The sequence below is a fragment of the Janibacter sp. FSL W8-0316 genome (assembly GCF_038004165.1).
Taxonomy (GTDB): domain Bacteria; phylum Actinomycetota; class Actinomycetes; order Actinomycetales; family Dermatophilaceae; genus Janibacter; species Janibacter indicus.
The window spans coordinates 286,362-305,548 of sequence record NZ_JBBOQX010000001.1; the positions used below are offsets into that span (position 1 = coordinate 286,362).

Sequence of the window (19,187 nt, forward strand, 5' to 3'; positions counted from 1 at the left end):
GGCTCGAACGGTACCCCTCCCGAGGCGGGCCTACACTCGGGTGGTGTCATCAGGACGACTCATCAAGCGTCTCCTCGTCGGTCGCGCGATGCGCAGCGATCGGCTCGGCGAGACACTCCTTCCCAAGAAGCTCGCTCTCCCGGTCTTCGCGAGCGATGCGCTCAGCTCGGTCGCCTATGCCCCGGACGAGATCCTGCTGACGCTCGGTCTCGCCGGTGGTGCCCTCGCGGTCACCCATTCGTGGCCGGTCGCGCTCGCCGTCGTCGCCGTCATGGTCGTCGTCGTCGCCAGCTACCGGCAGAACGTCCACGCCTATCCCTCCGGCGGAGGCGACTACGAGGTCGCGAGCACCAACCTGGGCCCCAAGGCCGGGCTCACGGTCGCGAGCGCGCTCCTCGTCGACTACGTCCTGACGGTGGCGGTGTCGATCTCCTCGGGGGTGCAGAACGCCGCGGCGGCCTTCTCGTGGATCCGCGGGCACGAGGTCCTCACGGCGCTCGTCCTGATCGCCGCCCTCACCGGCATGAACCTGCGCGGCGTGAGGGAGTCCGGCAAGGCCTTCGCGATCCCCACCTACCTCTTCATGCTCACGGTCGTGGGCATGGCCCTCGTCGGGCTGGTCCGCCGCACGGCCGGGACGCTGCCGCCCGCCGAGAGCGCCGACCTGACGCTCGCCCCCGAGCCGGGCATGGAGCAGCTGGGCACCCTCGCGATGGCCTTCCTGCTCCTGCGGGCCTTCAGCTCCGGCTGTGCCGCCCTGACCGGTGTCGAGGCGATCAGCAACGGCGTGCCCGCCTTCCGCAAGCCCAAGAGCGCCAATGCGGCGACGACCCTGCTCCTCATGGGCGCGATCGCGGTGACGATGCTTCTGTCGATGATCGCGCTGGCGACGTGGACCGGGGTCAAGGTCGCCGAGGACCCGGGCCAGCAGCTGCTGCGCGACGGCGTGCCGGTCGGCGACGGCTACGTCCAGCACACGGTCATGGCCCAGGTGGCGATGTCGGTCTTCGACGGGTTCCCCGCGGGGGTCGTCCTCGTCTCGGTCGTCACCGGCCTGATCCTCGTGCTCGCGGCCAACACGGCCTTCAACGGCTTCCCCGTCCTCGGCTCGATCCTTGCCCGCGACGGCTACCTGCCGCGCCAGCTGCACACCCGTGGCGACCGGCTCGCCTTCAGCAACGGCATCATCCTGCTCGCCGCCTCGGCGGCGCTGCTCATCGTCATCTACGACGCCCAGGTGACCAAGCTCATCCAGCTGTACATCGTCGGCGTCTTCGTCTCCTTCACGCTGAGCCAGATCGGCATGGTCCGGCACTGGAACCGTCACCTGGCGGTGGAGAAGGACGTCCCGGAGCAGCGACGGATGATGCGCCGCCGGGCGATCAACGCCGTCGGCGCGGCGATGTCCGGGACCGTCCTCGTCGTGGTCGTGCTGACGAAGTTCACCCACGGGGCCGGGTTCGCCATGGCCGCGATGGCCGGGCTCTTCCTCCTCATGGGGGCGATCAGTCGGCACTACCGGCACGTGAGCCAGGAGCTCGCGGTCCCGGAGGGGGACACGAAGCACCAGATGCTCCCTTCGCGCGTGCACGCGATCGTCCTCGTCAGCACGATCCACCGACCGACCCTGCGGGCCCTGGCCTATGCCTCCGCGACCCGTCCCTCCCGGCTCGAGGCGATCACCGTCGACGTCGACCACGACGCGACCCGTGCGCTGCAGCGCGAGTGGGACCGTCGGGGCATCCCGATCCCGCTCAAGGCCCTGGACTCGCCCTATCGCGAGATCACCCGCCCGGTCGTCGACTACGTCAAGTCGATCCGCTCGGGCAACCCCCGGGACCTCGTCGTCGTCTACATCCCGCAGTACGTCCTGGGTCACTGGTGGGAGCAGGTCCTGCACAACCAGTCAGCGCTGCGGCTGCGCAGTCGCCTTCTCTTCACCCCCGGTGTCATGGTGTCCTCGGTGCCCTGGCAGCTCGCGAGCTCCGAGGGCGCCGAGGAACGCATGGACGGCCCGGTCGCGGGCGACGTACGACGAGGTGGATCATGACGAGGCCGAGCGCAGACGAGCTGACCGTGGGGCACGAGGTCGACGTCGAGGTGGGCCCCGTAGCGCACGGCGGGCACTGCGTGGCCCGTCACGAGGGGCGGGTGCTCTTCGTGCGGCACAGCCTCCCGGGTGAGCGGGTGCGTGCCCGCATCACCGAAGGGGGTCCCGGTGACCGCTTCCTGCGGGCCGATGCCATCGAGGTCCTCGAGGCTTCCGCGCACCGGGTCGCGCCCCGCTGCCCGGTGTCCGGGCCCGGAGGGTGCGGCGGCTGCGACTTCCAGCACGTCGAGACCGCCCACCAGCGCGAGCTCAAGGCGACGGTCGTCGCCGAGCAGCTGAGTCGGCTCGGGGGAGTCGAGCGGGAGGTCGTCGTCGAGCCGCTCGCAGACGACGACGGGCTGCGCTACCGCACCCGGGTCGAGTTCGCCGTGGCCGACGGGCGGGTCGGGCTGCGGCGCCACCGCAGCCACGACATCGTCCCCGTGACCGGCTGCCCGATCGCCGTGCCCGAGATCGACACCGCGCTCTCGGACACGCTCGCCGAGACCGACGGCACCCCGACGGCGCTCGAGGGCATCGGCGCGCTCGACGTCGTCGTACCCTCCGGCGAGGCGGACACCGTCGTCGTCGAGGTGCCGCAGGACGCGCCGACGCCACCGATCACCCTGACCGAGACCGTGGTGACGCCGGCGGGGGAGCGTGCGCTGCACGTCGACGCGCGCGGCTTCTGGCAGGTGCACCGGGATGCTCCCCGCAGCTTCGTCGCCGCCGTCATCGACGCGGCCGACGTGCGCCCGGGGGAGCGGGTCCTCGACCTCTACAGCGGTGTCGGCCTGCTGTCCTTGCCGCTCGCCGAGGCGGTCGGTCCGCAGGGACAGCTCATCGCGGTCGAGTCCGACCGTCGGGCCACGGAGCACCTGCGCGACAACCTCGCCGGCCAGCCGTGGGCGCTCGTCGTCCCGGGCCGTGTCGACGACCTGCTCGGCGTGCCACGCAAGGGGCGTCGCCGGGGGCCGCGCCGCCCGGCGCGCTCCGACCTGCTGCCGCCGAGCGCCGATGTCGTCGTCCTCGACCCGCCGCGCACCGGGGCCGGCCGACAGGTGGTCGAGGCGCTGACCTCCCTTCGCCCGCGGCGCCTCGTCTACGTGGCCTGCGACCCGGCGGCGCTGGGGCGCGACACGGCCTACCTCGCGGAGCTCGGCTACGAGATGGCCGGCCTGCGAGCCTTCGATGCCTTCCCGATGACCCACCACGTCGAGTGTGTGGCGACCTTCGAGGCGAAGGGGGCGCCGCCCGCCCCGTGACAGGGAGGGCGACGTGGGGAAGAGTGCAGGGGAGCGCGCCGGTGGGTTCGCGTCCGCGGGCGCTGTGATAGTTTTATCTTGACGTCAAGATAACCACGACAGAGGAGTCGACTGTGGCCAGCTCGAACACCTTCAACGCCAAGGACACGCTCACCGTCGGTGACGAGTCCTACGAGATCTACCGGATCGACAAGGTCGAGGGCTCGAAGAACCTGCCCTACAGCCTCAAGGTCCTGCTGGAGAACCAGCTGCGCACCGAGGACGGCGAGAACGTCACCGCCGACCACATCAACGCGCTCGGCTCCTGGGACGAGGACGCCCAGCCTGACACCGAGATCCAGTTCACGCCCGCCCGCGTGATCATGCAGGACTTCACCGGTGTCCCCTGCGTCGTCGACCTCGCCACGATGCGCGAGGCCGTCGCCGAGCTCGGTGGCGACCCGACGAAGATCAACCCGCTCGCGCCGGCCGAGCTGGTCATCGACCACTCGGTGCAGATCGACGAGTTCGGCACCCCGGGTGCCTTCGCGCACAACGTCGACCTCGAGTACGAGCGCAACAACGAGCGCTACCAGTTCCTGCGCTGGGGCCAGACGGCCTTCGACGACTTCAAGGTCGTCCCTCCGGGCACCGGCATCGTCCACCAGGTCAACATCGAGCACCTGGCCCGCGTCACGATGACCCGCGACGGCGTCGCCTACCCCGACACCTGCGTCGGCACCGACTCGCACACGACGATGGAAAACGGCCTGGGAGTCCTCGGCTGGGGCGTCGGCGGCATCGAGGCCGAGGCCGCGATGCTCGGCCAGCCGGTCTCCATGCTCATCCCGCGTGTCGTCGGCTTCAGGCTCTCCGGGGCGATCCCGGCCGGCGCGACCGCGACCGACGTCGTCCTGACGATCACCGAGATGCTGCGCGACCACGGCGTCGTCGGCAAGTTCGTCGAGTTCTACGGCGAGGGCGTCGCCGAGGTACCGCTCGCCAACCGCGCCACCATCGGCAACATGAGCCCCGAGTTCGGCTCGACCGCCGCGATGTTCCCCATCGACGACGTCACCCTCGAGTACCTGCGCCTCACCGGCCGCTCCGAGCAGCAGGTCGCGCTCGTCGAGGCCTACGCCAAGACACAGGGCATGTGGCTCGACCCGGCCGTCGAGCCCCGCTTCTCCGAGTACCTCGAGCTCGACCTGTCGACGGTCGTCCCCTCGATCGCCGGCCCGAAGCGTCCCCAGGACCGCATCGAGGTCAGCCGGGCCAAGGAGCAGTTCCGCGGTGACCTGAAGAACTACGTCGTCGACGGCAACGGCATCGAGAAGTCCTCGGTCGACACAGAGCTCGCCGGCACCTTCCCGGCCTCCGACGCCCCGAGCCACGACGCGCTCGAGGCGTCCGAGAGCGCCGGTCGGCCGTCGCACTCCGAGCCGCGCGCCAACGGTGACCGGGCCTCCAACCCCGCCACGGCCGTCATCGACGGTGCCGAGGTCGAGATCGACCACGGCCACGTCGTCATCGCCTCGATCACCAGCTGCACCAACACGTCCAACCCGTCGGTCATGATGGCCGCCGCGATGCTGGCCAAGAACGCCGTCGAGCGCGGCCTGCAGGTCAAGCCCTGGGTCAAGACGTCGATGGCGCCCGGCTCCAAGGTCGTCACCGAGTACTACGAGAAGGCTGGCATGTGGCCCTACCTCGAGAAGCTCGGCTACCACCTCGTCGGCTACGGCTGCACGACCTGCATCGGCAACTCGGGCCCGATCATCGAGGAGGTCTCCGACGCGGTCAACGCCAACGACCTCGCGGTGACCTCGGTCCTCTCGGGCAACCGCAACTTCGAGGGGCGCATCAACCCCGACGTGAAGATGAACTACCTCGCGTCTCCGCCGCTCGTCATCGCCTACGCCCTCGCCGGGACGATGGACTTCGACTTCGAGAGCGAGCCCCTCGGGCAGGACCAGGACGGCAAGGACGTCTTCCTCAAGGACATCTGGCCCGCGCCGGCCGACGTCCAGGGCGTCATCGACGAGGCCGTCAACCAGGAGATGTTCGTCGAGAAGTACGCCGACGTCTTCGCCGGTGACGAGCGCTGGACCTCGCTCGAGACCCCGGAGGGCAACACCTTCGAGTGGGCGCAGGAGTCGACCTACGTGCGCAAGCCCCCGTACTTCGAGGGCATGAAGATGGACCTCGACGCCGTCGAGGACATCACCGGTGCGCGCGTGCTCGCCAAGCTCGGTGACTCGGTCACGACCGACCACATCAGCCCGGCCGGCGCGATCAAGGCCGACAGCCCGGCGGGCGTCTACCTCGCCGAGCACGGGGTAGAGCGCAAGGACTTCAACTCGTACGGCTCGCGCCGTGGCAACCACGAGGTCATGATCCGCGGCACCTTCGCCAACATCCGCCTGAAGAACCAGCTGCTCGACGGCGTCGAGGGTGGCTTCACCCGCGACTTCCTCGGCGACGGCGGGCAGACGACGATCTTCGAGGCCTCGGAGAAGTACATCGAGGCCGGTGTGCCGCTCGTCGTCCTCGCGGGCAAGGAGTACGGCTCGGGCTCGTCGCGTGACTGGGCGGCCAAGGGCACGCGCCTGCTCGGCGTCCGCGCCGTCATCGCCCAGTCCTACGAGCGCATCCACCGCTCCAACCTCATCGGCATGGGCGTCATCCCGCTCCAGTTCCCCGAGGGGCAGAGCGCCGACTCCCTGGGCCTGGACGGCACCGAGACCTTCGACATCGCGGGCATCACCGAGCTCAACAACGGCTCGACGCCCAAGACGGTCAAGGTCACGGCGACCAAGGACGGCGGGGAGACCGTTGTTTTCGACGCGGTCGTGCGCATCGACACCCCCGGTGAGGCGGACTACTACCGCAACGGCGGCATCCTGCAGTACGTGCTGCGTTCGCTCGTCGGCTGATCTCCGACGCACCGCTGAAGGGGGTGGCCGCACCTACGGGTGGCCACCCCCTTCGTCGTGCCGTCGGGTCCTCCTGCATTGCCGTAGGGCAATGCGCAGGGTGGTGGGTCATCGCCTCGACGACGTACACTCGAACGCATGTTCGAGCAGTCCGCGCGTCCGCCGGTGCGCACGGCGCTGCCCGGGTCGCCGGGTGCGCGCACGGCCGCGGCCGGGGCGAAGGGGGGACCGCCGGGCTGGCCGGACCGGGTCCCGCCGCCCGGGGTGCGCGGGTGGCAGCCGGCTGCGGTCTCGTGGCTGCTCGACCTGTGCCCGCCGGACTACCGCGGGCACGCGGTCCTGAGGCGGCACCCGGCGGCACTGGCCTGGCTCGCCGAGCAGCACGTCGCCGCCCAGGTCGAGGCGATGCGGCAGGCCTATCGCACGGTGCGGGTCAACCTCGCCGAGGCCCTGCCCGAGGGGACCGTCGACGCACTGCTCGTCTGCCTCGAGCACGAGGGGCTGCGGCTGCGCTCGGCGCAGCGGAGCATCCTGCTCATCCGGGAGGCACTCGACGGGAGCGTCTTCGTCGACCGGTTGTGACCCCCTTCGTCCGATGCGGTGACAGGCTGGGCAGGTCACAGCCACTACCCAGCCTGCGAGACGTAGACTCGGGCGGTCCCCGACACCGGAAGGAAGCCCAGCGTGGCAGTCCTCGAGACGATCACCTCTCCCGCCGACCTCAAGCGGCTCCCGGAGGAGCTGCTCGACACCCTCGCGCAGGAGATCCGCAGCTTCCTCGTCGCCGAGGTCTCCCGCAGTGGCGGGCACCTCGGGCCCAACCTCGGGGTCGTCGAGCTGACCATCGCCCTGCACCGGGTCTTCGACTCGCCCGACGACACGGTCGTCTTCGACACCGGTCACCAGTCCTACGTGCACAAGCTGCTCACCGGGCGTCAGGACTTCAGCGCGCTGCGCACCCGCGGCGGCCTGTCGGGCTACCCGAGCCGCGCCGAGTCCGAGCATGACGTCGTCGAGAACAGCCACGCGTCGACGTCGCTGTCGTGGGCCGAGGGCATCGCCAAGGGCTACCGGCTGCGCGGCGAGGAGCGTCACGCCGTCGCCGTCATCGGCGACGGAGCACTCACCGGCGGCATGGCCTGGGAGGCGCTCAACAACATCGCCGCCGACAAGGACCTGCCGCTGGTCATCGTCGTCAACGACAACGAGCGCTCCTACGCGCCGACGATCGGCGGGCTCGCCGACCACCTCGCGATGCTGCGCACCAACCGTCAGTACGAGCAGGTGCTCGACTGGGGCAAGGACAAGCTCAACCGCACGCCGGTCGTCGGGCGGGCCGCCTACCAGGCCTTCCACTCGATGAAGAAGGGTGCCAAGGACTTCTGGGCCCCGCAGGGGATGTTCGAGGACCTCGGCATCAAGTACCTCGGCCCCGTCGACGGGCACGACGAGGCGAGCGTCGAGCAGGCGCTGCGCCGCGCCAAGGCCTTCGGCGGGCCGGTCCTCGTGCACGTCATCACGCAGAAGGGGCGCGGCTACGAGCACGCGGTCGGCGACGAGGCCGACCAGTTCCACGCCGTCGGCAAGATCAACCCCGAGACCGGGCTGCCGCTGGAGATCGCGGGTCGTTCGTGGACCGACGAGTTCGGTGACGAGATGCTCGCCCTGGGGGCGCAACGCCCCGACGTCGTGGCGATCACCGCCGCGATGATGATGCCCGTGGGCCTGCAGCCCTTCGCCCAGGCCCACCCCGACCGGATCTTCGACGTCGGCATCGCCGAGCAGCACGCGACGACCATGGCCGCGGGCCTGGCCTTCGCCGGGATGCACCCGGTCGTCGCGATCTACGCGACCTTCTTGAACCGCGCCTTCGACCAGCTGCTCATGGACTGCGCCATGCACAAGGCCGGCGTGACCTTCGTCCTCGACCGCTCCGGGGTCACCGGCCCCGACGGGGCGAGCCACCACGGCATGTGGGACATGTCGCTCGCCTCCCTCGTGCCCGGGCTGCGCCTCGCGGCCCCCCGCGACGGCCACCAGATCCGGGTGGCGCTGCGCGAGGCCGTCGACGTCGAGGACGGCCCGACGCTCATCCGCTTCCCCAAGGGCAGCGTCGCCGACCCAATCGAGGCGCGTGCCGTCGTCGACGGGCTCGACGTGCTCGCCGGCGACCCGGAGGTCGACCCCGAGATCCTCCTCGTCGCCGTGGGCTCCATGGCCGGCACCGCCACGACCGTCGCCGAAAAGCTTGCGGCAGAGGGACACTCGGCTCTCGTCGTCGACCCGCGCTGGGTGCTCCCGGTGCCGGCGGCGCTCGTCGGCCTCGCCCGTCGGTCCGGCCGGGTCGCGGTCATCGAGGACAACAACGTCTCCGGTGGCGTCGGCGCCGAGGTCTCCCGGGTCCTCGACGAGGCGGGAGTCGCCGCACCGGTGCACCGCTTCGGCCTGCCCAAGGAGTTCATCGACCACGCCTCGCGGGCCCAGGTGCTCGAGAGCGTCGGCCTGACCCCTGAGCCGATCGTCGAGCGGCTGCGCGCGCACCTCTGACGGGGTCACCGCGATCTCCTCGGGCGTTGTGACGAAGGGAGGGCCCCACCGGTGATCCGGTGGGGCCCTCCCTTCGTGCGCTCGGGTCGTCAGCCGATGTCGCGGAAGGGCTGGACGCTGGCACCCAGCGCGTTGAGCCGCTCCGCGAGGTCCTCGTACCCACGGTTGATGACGTAGACGTTGCGCAGGTAGGACGTGCCCGGCGCGGCGAGCATCGCCAGCAGCACGACGACGCCGGGGCGCAGCGCGGGCGGGCAGGTGACCTCGTTGGCGCGCCAGCGGACCGGGCCCTCGACGAGCACGCGGTGGGGGTCCATGAGCGTGACCCGCCCACCGATCTTGTTGAGCTCGGTGAGATAGATCGCGCGGTTGTCGTAGACCCAGTCGTGGATCGTCGTCGTGCCCTCGGCGCAGCTGGCGATGAGCGCGAAGAAGGGCAGGTTGTCGATGTTGAGGCCCGGGAAGGGCATCGGGTGGATCTTGTCGATCGGCGCCTTGAGCGGCCCGGGATGGGTCGTGATGTCGACCAAGCGGGTGCGGCCGTTGTGGGCGAGGTACTCCTCGGAGAGGGAGTACTGCATGCCCATGCCGGTGAGTGTCGCCAGCTCGATCTCGAGGAACTCGATGGGGGAGCGGCGGATGGTGATCTCCGACTTGGTGACCACGGCGGCCGCGATCAGGCTCATCGCCTCGATCGGGTCCTCGCTCGGCGAGTACTCGACGTCGACGTCGATCTCGCTCACGCCGGTGACCACGAGTGTGGTCGTGCCGATGCCCTCGACGCGGACGCCGAGCTTCTCGAGGAAGAAGCACAGGTCCTGGACCATGTAGTTGGGCGAGGCATTGCGGATCGTCGTGCGGCCCGGGTGACGGGCGGCCGCCATGAGCGCATTCTCCGTGACGGTGTCGCCGCGCTCGGTGAGGACGAAGGTTTTGTCCTGGCTGCCCTGCCCGACGACCTTGGCCTCGTACCAGCCGTGGGTCGCTTCGACGTCGAGGCCGAAGTGGGTCAGCGAGGTCATGTGCGGCTCGACGGTGCGCGTGCCGAGGTCGCAGCCACCTGCGTAGGGCAGGCGGAAGCTGTCGAACTCGTGGAGCAGGGGGCCGAGGAACATGATGACCGTGCGGGTGCGTCGCGCGGCCTCCTCGTCCATGGCGTCGAGGTTGATCCGCTCCGGGGGGATGATCTCCAGGTCGGAGCTGCCGGGCAGCCAGCGCGTCTTGACGCCGATGGAGTCGAGGACCTCGAGGATCCGGTTGACCTCCTCGATGCGGGCGAGGTTGCGCAGGGTGGTCGTCCCCTTGTTGAGCAGCGAGGCGCACAGCAGCGCAACGGCGGCGTTCTTGCTCGTCTTGACGTCGATGGCGCCGGACAGCCGGCGGCCGCCTTCGATCTTCAGGTGCACGGCGCCGCCGCTCGAGGTACGCGTGAGGGCGACGAGCTCGGTGTCGAGCGCTTCGCTGATCCGCGCGAGGCTGTCGAGGGTGAGGTTCTGCCCCCCGGCCTCGATGCGCGCGACGGCGCTCTGGCTCGTCTCGAGCTTGGTGGCGAGGTCGGCTTGGGACAGGCCAGCGCGGTGACGCGCCTCCTTGATCGTCGTGCCGATTCGGGCGAGGTAGTCGTCAGACATACCAGCCACGGTAACCCATATATGAGATAGGTGCCGCCCGTCGTCGTTCCCCGCGTGTCGCCGGTCAGCGCGATCGGCACGCGAGGTGCAGGACGTGCGGTGCCGCGAGCATGGCGACAGACCGGAGCGAGATGTCATCACACGCGCAACTGCCTCAGGCAACGACTGTGTCCACCCTCGAGACGGCAGCAGCCTCTTCGAGCGCAGTGGCCAGATAACGTGCTGAAGCGCTCGTGGACGAACCGGCGACCTCTGCTGGAGTGCCGGCCGCGACGACCTGTCCGCCGTCGCCCCCAGCACCGGGCCCGAGATCGATGACGTGATCGGCCTGTGCGATGACTCGCATGTCGAGCTCGACCATGACCACGGTGTTCCCGGCGTCCACGAGTGTTTGCAGGTGAGCTACGAGCCGGTCGGTATCGGCGCAGTGCAATCCGGAAGTTGGTTCATCGAGTACGTAGAGCGTGTCGCCGCTTTGAGCCCGCTGCAGCTCGCTGGCCAGCTTGACTCGCTGGGCCTCACCACCAGAGAGCTCGGTTGCGGGTTGGCCGAGACGTAGGTAACCGAGTCCGACATCGAGGAGCGCGGTCAGGGAGCGCATGATGTCGGCCTCTCCCTCGAAGAATTCGTGCGCATCCTCAACGCTCATAGCGAGGATCTCCGCGATGTTTCGTCCGTGCCAGAGGATCTCGAGAGTGCTCGACTGGTAGCGGGTGCCATGACATTCCGGGCATTCCGTGTACACGGAAGGGAGAAAGAGCAGCTCAACCATGACTGATCCCTCTCCCTCGCAGGTCGGGCAACGGCCGCCGGCGACGTTGAATGAGAATCTCCCGGGCTTGTAGCCGCGTGCACGAGATTCCGGGGTCTCGGCGAATCGGCGACGTACGTGGTCAAACAGGCCGGTGTAGGTTGCGACGTTCGACCGAGGTGTGCGTCCGATCGGTTTCTGGCCGATGGTTACTACCCGGCGAACTCCAGTGAGGTCACCCGCGACAGAACCCTCGAGCTCCTGGGAAACATCGGAAAGCAGCATGTCATCGCCGTCGGGCACTGGCTCATCAGTTGTGATGGGGCGTCCGAGATGCTCACTGACCAAGGTCGGGAGAACTTGGCTGACGAGACTGGATTTGCCTGACCCCGACACACCTGTGACTGCTGTGAGTGCACCCAACGGGATCTCGACGGAGATGCTCCGCAGGTTGTTGCGCGAGATCTTCTCGAGACGCAACCACCCGCGTGGCTTCCTTGGCTCATGAAGGGGGAGCCCGTTGCCGCCGAAGAGGTAGTCTCGGGTGGCGGATTCCTCGACGTCAGCCAGTCCTTCGGTCGGGCCGCTGTAGATGACACGCCCTCCGCGTTCACCTGCGGCGGGCCCGATGTCCACAAGCCAATCCGCACGCCGCATCACGTCGACGGAGTGCTCGACGATGAAGAGGCTGTTACCGCGCTTCTTGAGCCCCTGGAGGACGTCCAACAGCGCACTGACATCTTGCGGATGGAGCCCGGCGGAAGGTTCGTCCAACACGTAGACGACGCCGAAAAGATCGGAAGTCAGCTGAGTTGCCAAACGCAGACGCTGAAGTTCTCCGCCTGAAAGGGTCGGGGACGTGCGATCCAACGACAGGTAGCCCAGGCCGAGATCGATGATCGGACGGATCCGATCGACGAGTCCGGTCCCCAAGCGGACGGTTGCGGCCAGCTTTTCGACCGATTGGTTCTGGGTTCGGCGGACATCAGAAGCCGCGGAATGGGCTGACCCTCCGGCTGCCACGCGCTCTTCGTGTGCTTCGCGACGCGGGGCTTCGTCCAGGGCCTCACCCGACGAGCGAGACTCGTCACCGGCACCGTCAGTTGCGCTTTCCGCCGCGACGACTGCGGCTTCGATGACAGACAAGACTTCATGCAAGGGCAGCTGTGAGAAGTCGGCGATGTCGAGCTGCTCAAAAGTCACCGATAGCGCTTCCGGCTTCAAACGTTTGCCATGGCATGCGGGACACGGGACCGACGTGAGGAACTGAGCAACACGGCGTTTCATCGATTTGCTCTTCGTATTCGCGAATGTGTCAAGCACATAGCGACGCGCTCCTACGAAGGTTCCGGAATAGCTTGGCTCGACTCCGGCGTCTATGGCTTCACGCGCTTCAGCAAGGGTGAGTCGTGAGTAAACGGGAACGTAAGGCGTTTCATCCGTGTCGAGGATCCAGTCGCGGTCTTTCTTCGGGAGGTCCTTCCACGGCACGTCGACGTCGTAACCAAGCCCGACGAGGACATCTCTCAGTTGGTGCCCATGCCACGCCGTGGGGTACGAGGCGATGGCGCGCTCTCGGATCGTCAGTGTCGGATCGGGGACCATCGTGTCCTCTGGCACGTCGTAGACCCGACCGATTCCGTGGCATTCCGGGCAAGCGCCCTCGACAGTATTGGTCGAAAAGTCCTCTGCATAGAGCATCGGCTGCCCATCCGGATATGTACCCGCGCGGGAGTACAGCATGCGAACCAGGCTGGAGAGCGTCGTGATGCTTCCGACCGTTGACCGGGTGCTGCGCCCGCCGTGTTGTTGCTGCAATGCCACGGCGGGCGGCATTCCGGTGATGGAGTCCACCTCGGGGACTCCCGCCTGGTCGATGAGGCGCCTGGCATACGGTGCAACCGATTCCAAGTAACGTCGCTGGGACTCCGCATATAGCGTGCCGAAGGCCAGCGAGGACTTGCCCGAGCCAGAGACGCCGGTGAACACCACCATGGCATCACGCGGTATTGACAGGTCGATGTTTTTGAGGTTGTGCTCGCGGGCGCCGCGCACTCGAACGTCCGGTTGAATGAAGGCCGAGTTTTCATCAGTCTGCGCGGAGGGCGGGGTCATGAGCCAACGTTATCAACCATGGGCGGGAGTTACGGGCTCTCCGCATTTGAGCGGGGCGTGTGCTGATTTCATGCTGCTGGTCTCGGCCCTCGGGTGAGGGCGATGTGGACCATGATGCGCCTTCGGTAGTTGTCCATGTTGGTGAGGCCGCATCCGGCACGCTTGGTTTGCTTGATGATCCGGTTGAAGCCCTCGGTGCGGGCGTTGGTCACGTCCTCGGTGAGCGCGACGAGCACCGCTGGCCGCCAGGTGTCGATCGTGGTCGCCAGGCGGCTGGTTTCCTCCATGTCGGCGCGGGCGGCGGCGTCGTAGAAGTCGTACAGCCTGCGCCGGATCTGGTGCGGCTGGTGTTCGGCCAGCAGCAGGCGCAGGCGTTCCTTGACGGCATGCGCGGCGGCGATCTCGTTGGTCGGATCCTCGGCGGCGAGGGCGGCGTTGAACAGGGCCTTTTGCTTCACGGTGAGGTGCTCGTAGCCGGTGAGCAGCAGTTGCCGGCTGGCCCAGACTTTGTCGGTGGCGGTGCCGCGGCGGCCGTGCAGTTGCCGGGTGATCCGTTGACGGACCTGGGTGACCATGAGGTTGGCGAGGGCGACGAGATGCCACTTGTCGACTGCGATCCGCGCGTCCGGCAGGGCGGTGCGGATCCCGGATCGACAGGTACAACAGCGCCCGCCCGCACACCCGCCTCGGCAACGCCCCACCCGCCGAGTACGAGGCAGCGCACTGCGCTGAGCCCACCAAGTCATCGCGACCGGCAATGACACCTGCATAGACGTGGCATCAACGCGTAGATGTTTCAGTTTCTTCTGTGCTGGGCCTGTGTCAGGTGCTGGACCGGGTGTAGGCAGCGGCGCGCACCACATCGTCGTCCTCCAGTCCAGCTCCTAGTGCTCCGCCCACGGTGGCCAGGCTGGCGGTGAGCCAGCTGATCTTCGCGTAGTCCAAAGCGTTCACTGGGTGACCGGCGACACCGGCCAGTACCTGCTCGTCGATGAGCAGCAGCGCGCCGACCCAGGACAGGATGAATAAGCCGAGGTAGAACACCACAACCCCGATGGCCACGGTCGCGGTGGTGGCCAAATTGAACAGGATCACCTGCTCACGTTGGGCTCGCCGCCGTGGGCGCTCCCACAAGTCGGCTCCCAGGATCAGGGTGGCACTCACCGCCCCGATCGCCATCACCGCCAGCAGGACCAGGCGCACCGGCCCGTAGGCCATGGCCAGTACCCATAGGTCCGAGGCCACCAATGTCAGCATGCCGGTGGCCGCTGCCACGACCATCGCCCGGGAGAGCCGGGCCACGAAGGCCCAAGGCTGGTTTGCGCGGATCATGCCCAGCAGCAACCGCACGTTGCCGCTCAGCACTCGGGCCGTGAACTGCACGACGTTGTCGTCCGGGCGTTCGTCGAGATCGGTGGACAGCTGGTGGGCTCTTCGAGCAAGATCCCGCTGGGCGTTGAGGTCTTTGGCGTCGTAGCCCAGGAGCTGCCCGACCACGTGCACGGTGGTCTCTTGCACCTTCTGCCGCACGTGCACGGCTCCCAGGGTTGGGACGGAGACCAGTCCTACCCCGTGCACGGGGCTGAGCTGGGTGAGCACCGGACGTCGGCCGGTCTCCAGGGGGATCTCGGTGAGCACCACGGCCAAATCCCAGTTCTCCTCCAGCACGCGGTTTCGGGCCGCCTCCAGCAGGTCCAAGGTCTCGGTGGGTGGATCGACCAGCCGGTCTTCGGCCATCTTCAGTTGCCAGCGCACTCCCGGATACCGCTGCACCAAAATCTTGCGCACCGAGGTGGTGACCTCGGGGCCGAGCATCGCACTCAGGGATGGTGAGACCACCAGGCCGATGAGCAGCTCGGCATCGGAAAGGGGTTCGGCAGGATCGGCGGTGGATCGGCAACGCTCAGCAGTCACCGCTCCATGGTGAGGCAACCACGGGCCGGATTGCCACTGGCTCGATGGAGCCCCCAAGGTTTCGTGCAGCACCGCGGGCCGGATACGGTGGTCGCCTCGATCCCGGAGAGAGCGGTGCTGCTCACTGCGAAATCGGGCCCTACCCCCGGTTCTTGGACACAGGGTGTGATTACGCGGCGGTCGGCAGCGTAGCGGCCCGGCGGGCCTCGTAGGTGGACGGGGACAGGTAGCCGCACCAAGTGTGACGGCGGCGGGTGTTGTAGCGGACGAGCCACCTGAAGACCTGCCGGCGGCAGGTCAGGTCGTCACTCCAGCAGGCGGCGTCTTGGAGGACCTCGCGCTTCATCGTGGCGTTGAACGACTCGGCGAGCGCGTTGTCGGCCGACGACCCGACGGCTCCCATGGATTGGGCGATGCCGAGCTTCTTGCAGAGCTTGGCGTAGGCCTTCGAGCAGTAGACCGACCCGTGGTCGCTGTGGAAGATCGCGCCCTTGAGGCTGCCGCGGGTCGCGGCAGCGGCGTTGAGAGCGTCCTCGACCAGCTCGGTGCGCATGTGGTCGGCGATCGCCCACCCGGCCAGCCGACGGCTGTAGCAGTCGATCACGGTCGCTAGGTACAGGTTCGTCCCGTCGGCCAACGGCAGGTAGGTGATGTCCCCGACGTAGCGTCGGTTCGGCGCAGGAGCGGTGAAGTCCCGGTTCAGCAGGTCTGGGTACTTCTGCCCCGAGGGTTCGGGGATCGTGGTCCGCACGCGACGCTTCTTCACATAGCCGCGGATGCCCTCCAGCCGCATCACCCTGGCCACGCGCTTGTGATTCACCCGTGCACCGGCAGGCGCGTTGTCGTTGAGTTCGGCGGTGATCCGCGGCGCACCGCAAGTGTTGTCCTCGGCATGGACGGCCCTGATCCGCTCCGCGAGCTCGGCATCAGCCCGGGCACGCCCCTCGCGTGTCGGGGCAGCCTTGAGCCAGGCGTAGTAGGACGAGCGCTCGACCTCGACGAGCTCGCACAGTCGCTTCACCCCGCCGCGATCGGCGAAGGTGGCGGAGTTGTCAGCGACGAACTGGAAGCGACTCACCAGCGCGTCTCCCCGGCGAAATACTTGGCCGCCCGCTGAAGAATCTCCCGCTCGGTGGTCAGCTTCGTCGTCTCGACCTCGAGCTCGTCGACCCGAGCCTCGAGCCGGGCGATCTTCTGCTCCGACGTCTCATCAGCCGGCGTCGAGGAACTCTTCGACGGCTTGGACTGCAGCGGGCTGGAGGTCAACGTCCCGTCAGCAGCGGTCTTCTTCCCGGCCCCGTAGACCTCGAGCCAGTGCCGCAGCGTGCCCCGCACGATGCCGAGATCCTCGGCGATGCCGCGGACCGTGGCGCCCGGGGTGGACTCGTACAAGTCGACTGCCTGACGACGGAACTCCTCGGAGTAGTTCTTCCTGGCCATGATTCTCGAATCATCTCGCTTCCCCAGCACCAGGTGCTGGATTCTGCGTGTCCAAGAACCGGGGTCAGGCCCCATCCTCTCCCCGCCCGGCGCCGCCAGCGCGAAGACATCACAGCCAGCGGGCCCGGGACCTGCCGGTGTCGAGGACGGCTTCTCGATGATGCTGCAGTGACGGATCGGTTGAAGTGCTTCGGCGGTGTGGGAGCAGTGATCAGCGTGGGGCCGGTCGATTCCGTTCGGACAGGTGATGCATCGACTGCCCAGCGGCAGGTGCGGTACTGATGCGGGGGTACCCGCTGCAGGGGTGTCAAGGCCCAGCTCCGAAGACGGCAAGCCGGGCACGTGAAAGGCGAATGATGGCCCGCCGCAACCCGAGCGGGAAGGCATGTGTGGCACGAGGCGCCGAAGACGGGCCGGGCGTATACTGCAGAGATAAATGGCTCTCCGCATTTGAGCGGGGCGTGTGCTGATTTCATGCTGCTGGTCTCGGCCCTCGGGTGAGGGCGATGTGGACCATGATGCGCCTTCGGTAGTTGTCCATGTTGGTGAGGCCGCATCCGGCACGCTTGGTTTGCTTGATGATCCGGTTGAAGCCCTCGGTGCGGGCGTTGGTCACGTCCTCGGTGAGCGCGACGAGCACCGCTGGCCGCCAGGTGTCGATCGTGGTCGCCAGGCGGCTGGTTTCCTCCATGTCGGCGCGGGCGGCGGCGTCGTAGAAGTCGTACAGCCTGCGCCGGATCTGGTGCGGCTGGTGTTCGGCCAGCAGCAGGCGCAGGCGTTCCTTGACGGCATGCGCGGCGGCGATCTCGTTGGTCGGATCCTCGGCGGCGAGGGCGGCGTTGAACCGGGCCTTTTGCTTCACGGTGAGGTGCCCGTAGCCGGTGAGCAGCAGTTGCCGGCTGGCCCAGACTTTGTCGGTGGCGGTGCCGCGGCGGCCGTGCAGTTGCCGGGTGATCCGTTGACGGACCTGGGTGACCATGAGGTTGGCGAGGGCGACGAGATGCCACTTGTCGACTGCGATCCGCGCGTCCGGCAGGGCGGTGCGGATCCCGCCCGCGTACGGCGCGGACGGGTCGATCACGACCAGGTCGATGCCGGCCGGAACGCGGGTGTCTGCAGCGCGAGCCAGTCGATCACGCACGCCCCGGAGCGTCCCGGGGTCAGCCCGAGAAGGTGCCCGGGCAGGGTGGGGTCGGCGTTGACGAAGGGCCCTACCCCCGGTCCTTGGACACGGGGTGTGATTACGCAGCAGGTTGCAGCGTAGCCGTGGCGGCGATCTCGTAGGTGATCGGCGTGTTGTAGCGGCACCAGGAGTGGCGGCGCTTGGTGTTGTAGCGGGTGAGCCATTTGAAGGTCTGCCGGCGGCAGGTGAGCTCGTCGGGCCAGGTCTTGGCGTCCTGGAGGACCTCTCGCTTCAGAGCGGCGTTGAACGACTCTGCCAGTGCGTTGTCGGCCGAGGAGCCGACGGCGCCCATGGACTGAGCGACGCCGAGCGTGCTGCAGAGTGTGGCGTAGTCCTTCGAGCAGTAGACCGACCCGTGGTCGCTGTGAAAGACGGCCCCAGCGAGTGATCCTCTGGTCGCGGCGGCGGCCTTGAGCGCGTCTTCGACGAGCTCGGTGCGCATGTGGTCGGCGATGGCCCAGCCGACGAGGCGACGGGAGTAGCAGTCGATCACGGTCGCGAGGTAGAGATTCCCACCGCCGGCTGCCTGGGACAACGGCAGGTAGGTGATGTCACCGACGTAGCGCCGGTTCGGCGCGGTGGCGGTGAAGTCGCGCTTGAGCAGGTCAGGCACCTTCCGATCGGCCGGCTCGGGCACGGTCGTGCGGACCTTGCGTCGCTTGACGTATCCGGTGATCCCGGCCGCGCGCATCACCCGCGCCACCCGCTTGTGGTTGACCCGCTCGCCCTGGGGGACCCCGTCATTGAGCTCGGCAGTGATCCTCGGGGCTCCGACGGTGTTGTCGGCGGTGTGGACCTTGCGGATCCGAGTCTCGAGCTCGGCGTCCGCCGCAGCCCGTTCGGTCCTGGCTGGTGCGCCTGCCTGCCAGGCGTAGAACGATGAGCGCCTCACCTCGAGGAGCTCGCACAGTCGCTTCACCGGGTAGGTGGCGGAGTTGTCGGCGACGAACTGGAAGCGACTCACCAGCGCGTCTCCCCGGCGAAATACTTGGCCGCCTTCTGCAGGATCTCCCGCTCGGTGGTCAGCTTCGTCGCCTGCACCCTCAGCGTCGCGTTCTCGGCCTCCAACCGAGCCACCCGCTGCTCGAGCGACTCCTTCTCGCTCGGCCCCGGTGGCGCTGCCTTGGACTGCAAGGGGCTGGAGGTCGCCGTCCCGTCGGCAGCGGTCTTCTTGCCCGACCCGTACGCCCGGAGCCACTGACGCAGCGTGCCGCGCACGATGCCCAAGTCCTCAGCGATACCGCGGACCGTGGCCCCCGGCGTGGACTCATACAAGTCGACGGCCTGACGACGGAACTCCTCGGAGTAGTTCTTCCTGGCCATGGTCCCTCGATCAT

The 19,187-nt window shown here is 68.1% G+C and carries 12 protein-coding genes; 5 read left to right on the top strand and 7 right to left on the bottom strand.

What is annotated here, in order from left to right; translation table 11 throughout:
- Nucleotides 1-88 precede the first annotated feature (88 nt).
- From NYE39_RS01285 to dxs, 5 genes are all read left to right on the top strand, one after another.
- Nucleotides 89-2,050 carry an APC family permease gene (locus tag NYE39_RS01285; protein WP_341013348.1) on the top strand — a complete coding sequence of 654 codons (1,962 nt, stop codon included), beginning with the start codon at nucleotides 89-91 and terminating at the stop codon, nucleotides 2,048-2,050.
- Nucleotides 2,047-3,354: a class I SAM-dependent RNA methyltransferase gene (locus NYE39_RS01290; protein ID WP_341011659.1), complete on the top strand. Its 1,308-nt coding sequence runs from the start codon at nucleotides 2,047-2,049 to the stop codon at nucleotides 3,352-3,354. The genes NYE39_RS01285 and NYE39_RS01290 overlap by 4 nt, the downstream gene beginning before the upstream one ends.
- A 113-nt stretch (nucleotides 3,355-3,467) precedes the next feature.
- On the top strand, nucleotides 3,468-6,269 hold the full coding sequence (locus NYE39_RS01295) for an aconitate hydratase (RefSeq protein WP_341011660.1): 2,802 nt from the start codon (nucleotides 3,468-3,470) through the stop codon (nucleotides 6,267-6,269).
- A gap of 138 nt (nucleotides 6,270-6,407) precedes the next feature.
- Nucleotides 6,408-6,851 carry a hypothetical protein gene (locus NYE39_RS01300; protein ID WP_341011661.1) on the top strand — a complete coding sequence of 148 codons (444 nt, stop codon included), beginning with the start codon at nucleotides 6,408-6,410 and terminating at the stop codon, nucleotides 6,849-6,851.
- A 102-nt stretch (nucleotides 6,852-6,953) separates the two neighbouring features.
- Complete coding sequence (dxs, locus tag NYE39_RS01305) at nucleotides 6,954-8,816, top strand: 1-deoxy-D-xylulose-5-phosphate synthase (protein WP_192911951.1); 1,863 nt, start codon at nucleotides 6,954-6,956, stop codon at nucleotides 8,814-8,816.
- 89 nt (nucleotides 8,817-8,905) lie between these two features.
- Here dxs and NYE39_RS01310 read toward each other — a convergent pair whose 3' ends face one another.
- The 7 genes from NYE39_RS01310 to NYE39_RS01340 all read right to left on the bottom strand — a co-directional run bounded on the left by NYE39_RS01310 (nucleotide 8,906) and on the right by NYE39_RS01340 (nucleotide 19,173).
- Nucleotides 8,906-10,447 (bottom strand): helix-turn-helix domain-containing protein, encoded by a 1,542-nt coding sequence (locus NYE39_RS01310; RefSeq protein ID WP_341011662.1) that lies wholly within the window; start codon nucleotides 10,445-10,447, stop codon nucleotides 8,906-8,908.
- A 154-nt stretch (nucleotides 10,448-10,601) separates the two neighbouring features.
- Entirely contained in the window at nucleotides 10,602-13,313 is a 2,712-nt protein-coding gene (locus tag NYE39_RS01315; protein ID WP_341011663.1) for an excinuclease ABC subunit UvrA, read from the bottom strand.
- Nucleotides 13,314-13,381: 68 nt separating this feature from the next.
- The gene (locus tag NYE39_RS01320) at nucleotides 13,382-14,176 is read right to left on the bottom strand and encodes a transposase (RefSeq protein ID WP_318843260.1); all 795 of its coding nucleotides are present in this window, start codon (nucleotides 14,174-14,176) and stop codon (nucleotides 13,382-13,384) included.
- A complete protein-coding gene (locus NYE39_RS01325; RefSeq protein WP_192911954.1) occupies nucleotides 14,136-15,227 on the bottom strand; it encodes a hypothetical protein in 1,092 nt (363 codons plus the stop codon). The genes NYE39_RS01320 and NYE39_RS01325 overlap by 41 nt, the downstream gene beginning before the upstream one ends.
- Nucleotides 15,228-15,396: 169 nt before the next feature.
- Nucleotides 15,397-16,667, bottom strand: a protein-coding gene (locus NYE39_RS01330) for an IS3 family transposase (protein WP_341011664.1) whose coding sequence is annotated in 2 segments (ribosomal slippage) — nucleotides 15,397-16,322 and nucleotides 16,322-16,667 — 1,272 coding nt in all. Because the reading frame shifts where the segments join, the coding sequence is not laid out codon by codon here.
- Between the two features lie 472 nt (nucleotides 16,668-17,139).
- The gene (locus tag NYE39_RS01335; RefSeq protein ID WP_192911955.1) at nucleotides 17,140-17,808 is read right to left on the bottom strand and encodes a transposase; all 669 of its coding nucleotides are present in this window, start codon (nucleotides 17,806-17,808) and stop codon (nucleotides 17,140-17,142) included.
- A 100-nt stretch (nucleotides 17,809-17,908) separates the two neighbouring features.
- Nucleotides 17,909-19,173 (bottom strand): IS3 family transposase gene (locus NYE39_RS01340; protein WP_404813217.1). Its coding sequence is split into 2 segments (ribosomal slippage): nucleotides 17,909-18,831 and nucleotides 18,831-19,173, totalling 1,266 coding nucleotides; the frame shifts between segments, so codons are not numbered across the junction.
- Nucleotides 19,174-19,187: the final 14 nt, after the last annotated feature.

Bases quoted from the DNA above. Each gene is read 5' to 3' on its own strand.
- NYE39_RS01290 (WP_341011659.1), top strand. From the start codon at position 2,047: ATGACGAGGCCGAGCGCAGACGAGCTGACCGTGGGGCACGAGGTCGAC.
- NYE39_RS01310 (WP_341011662.1), bottom strand. From the start codon at position 10,447: ATGTCTGACGACTACCTCGCCCGAATCGGCACGACGATCAAGGAGGCG.
- NYE39_RS01315 (WP_341011663.1), bottom strand. From the start codon at position 13,313: ATGACCCCGCCCTCCGCGCAGACTGATGAAAACTCGGCCTTCATTCAA.
- NYE39_RS01300 (WP_341011661.1), top strand. From the start codon at position 6,408: ATGTTCGAGCAGTCCGCGCGTCCGCCGGTGCGCACGGCGCTGCCCGGG.
- NYE39_RS01320 (WP_318843260.1), bottom strand. From the start codon at position 14,176: ATGTGGTGCGCGCCGCTGCCTACACCCGGTCCAGCACCTGACACAGGC.
- NYE39_RS01285 (WP_341013348.1), top strand. From the start codon at position 89: ATGCGCAGCGATCGGCTCGGCGAGACACTCCTTCCCAAGAAGCTCGCT.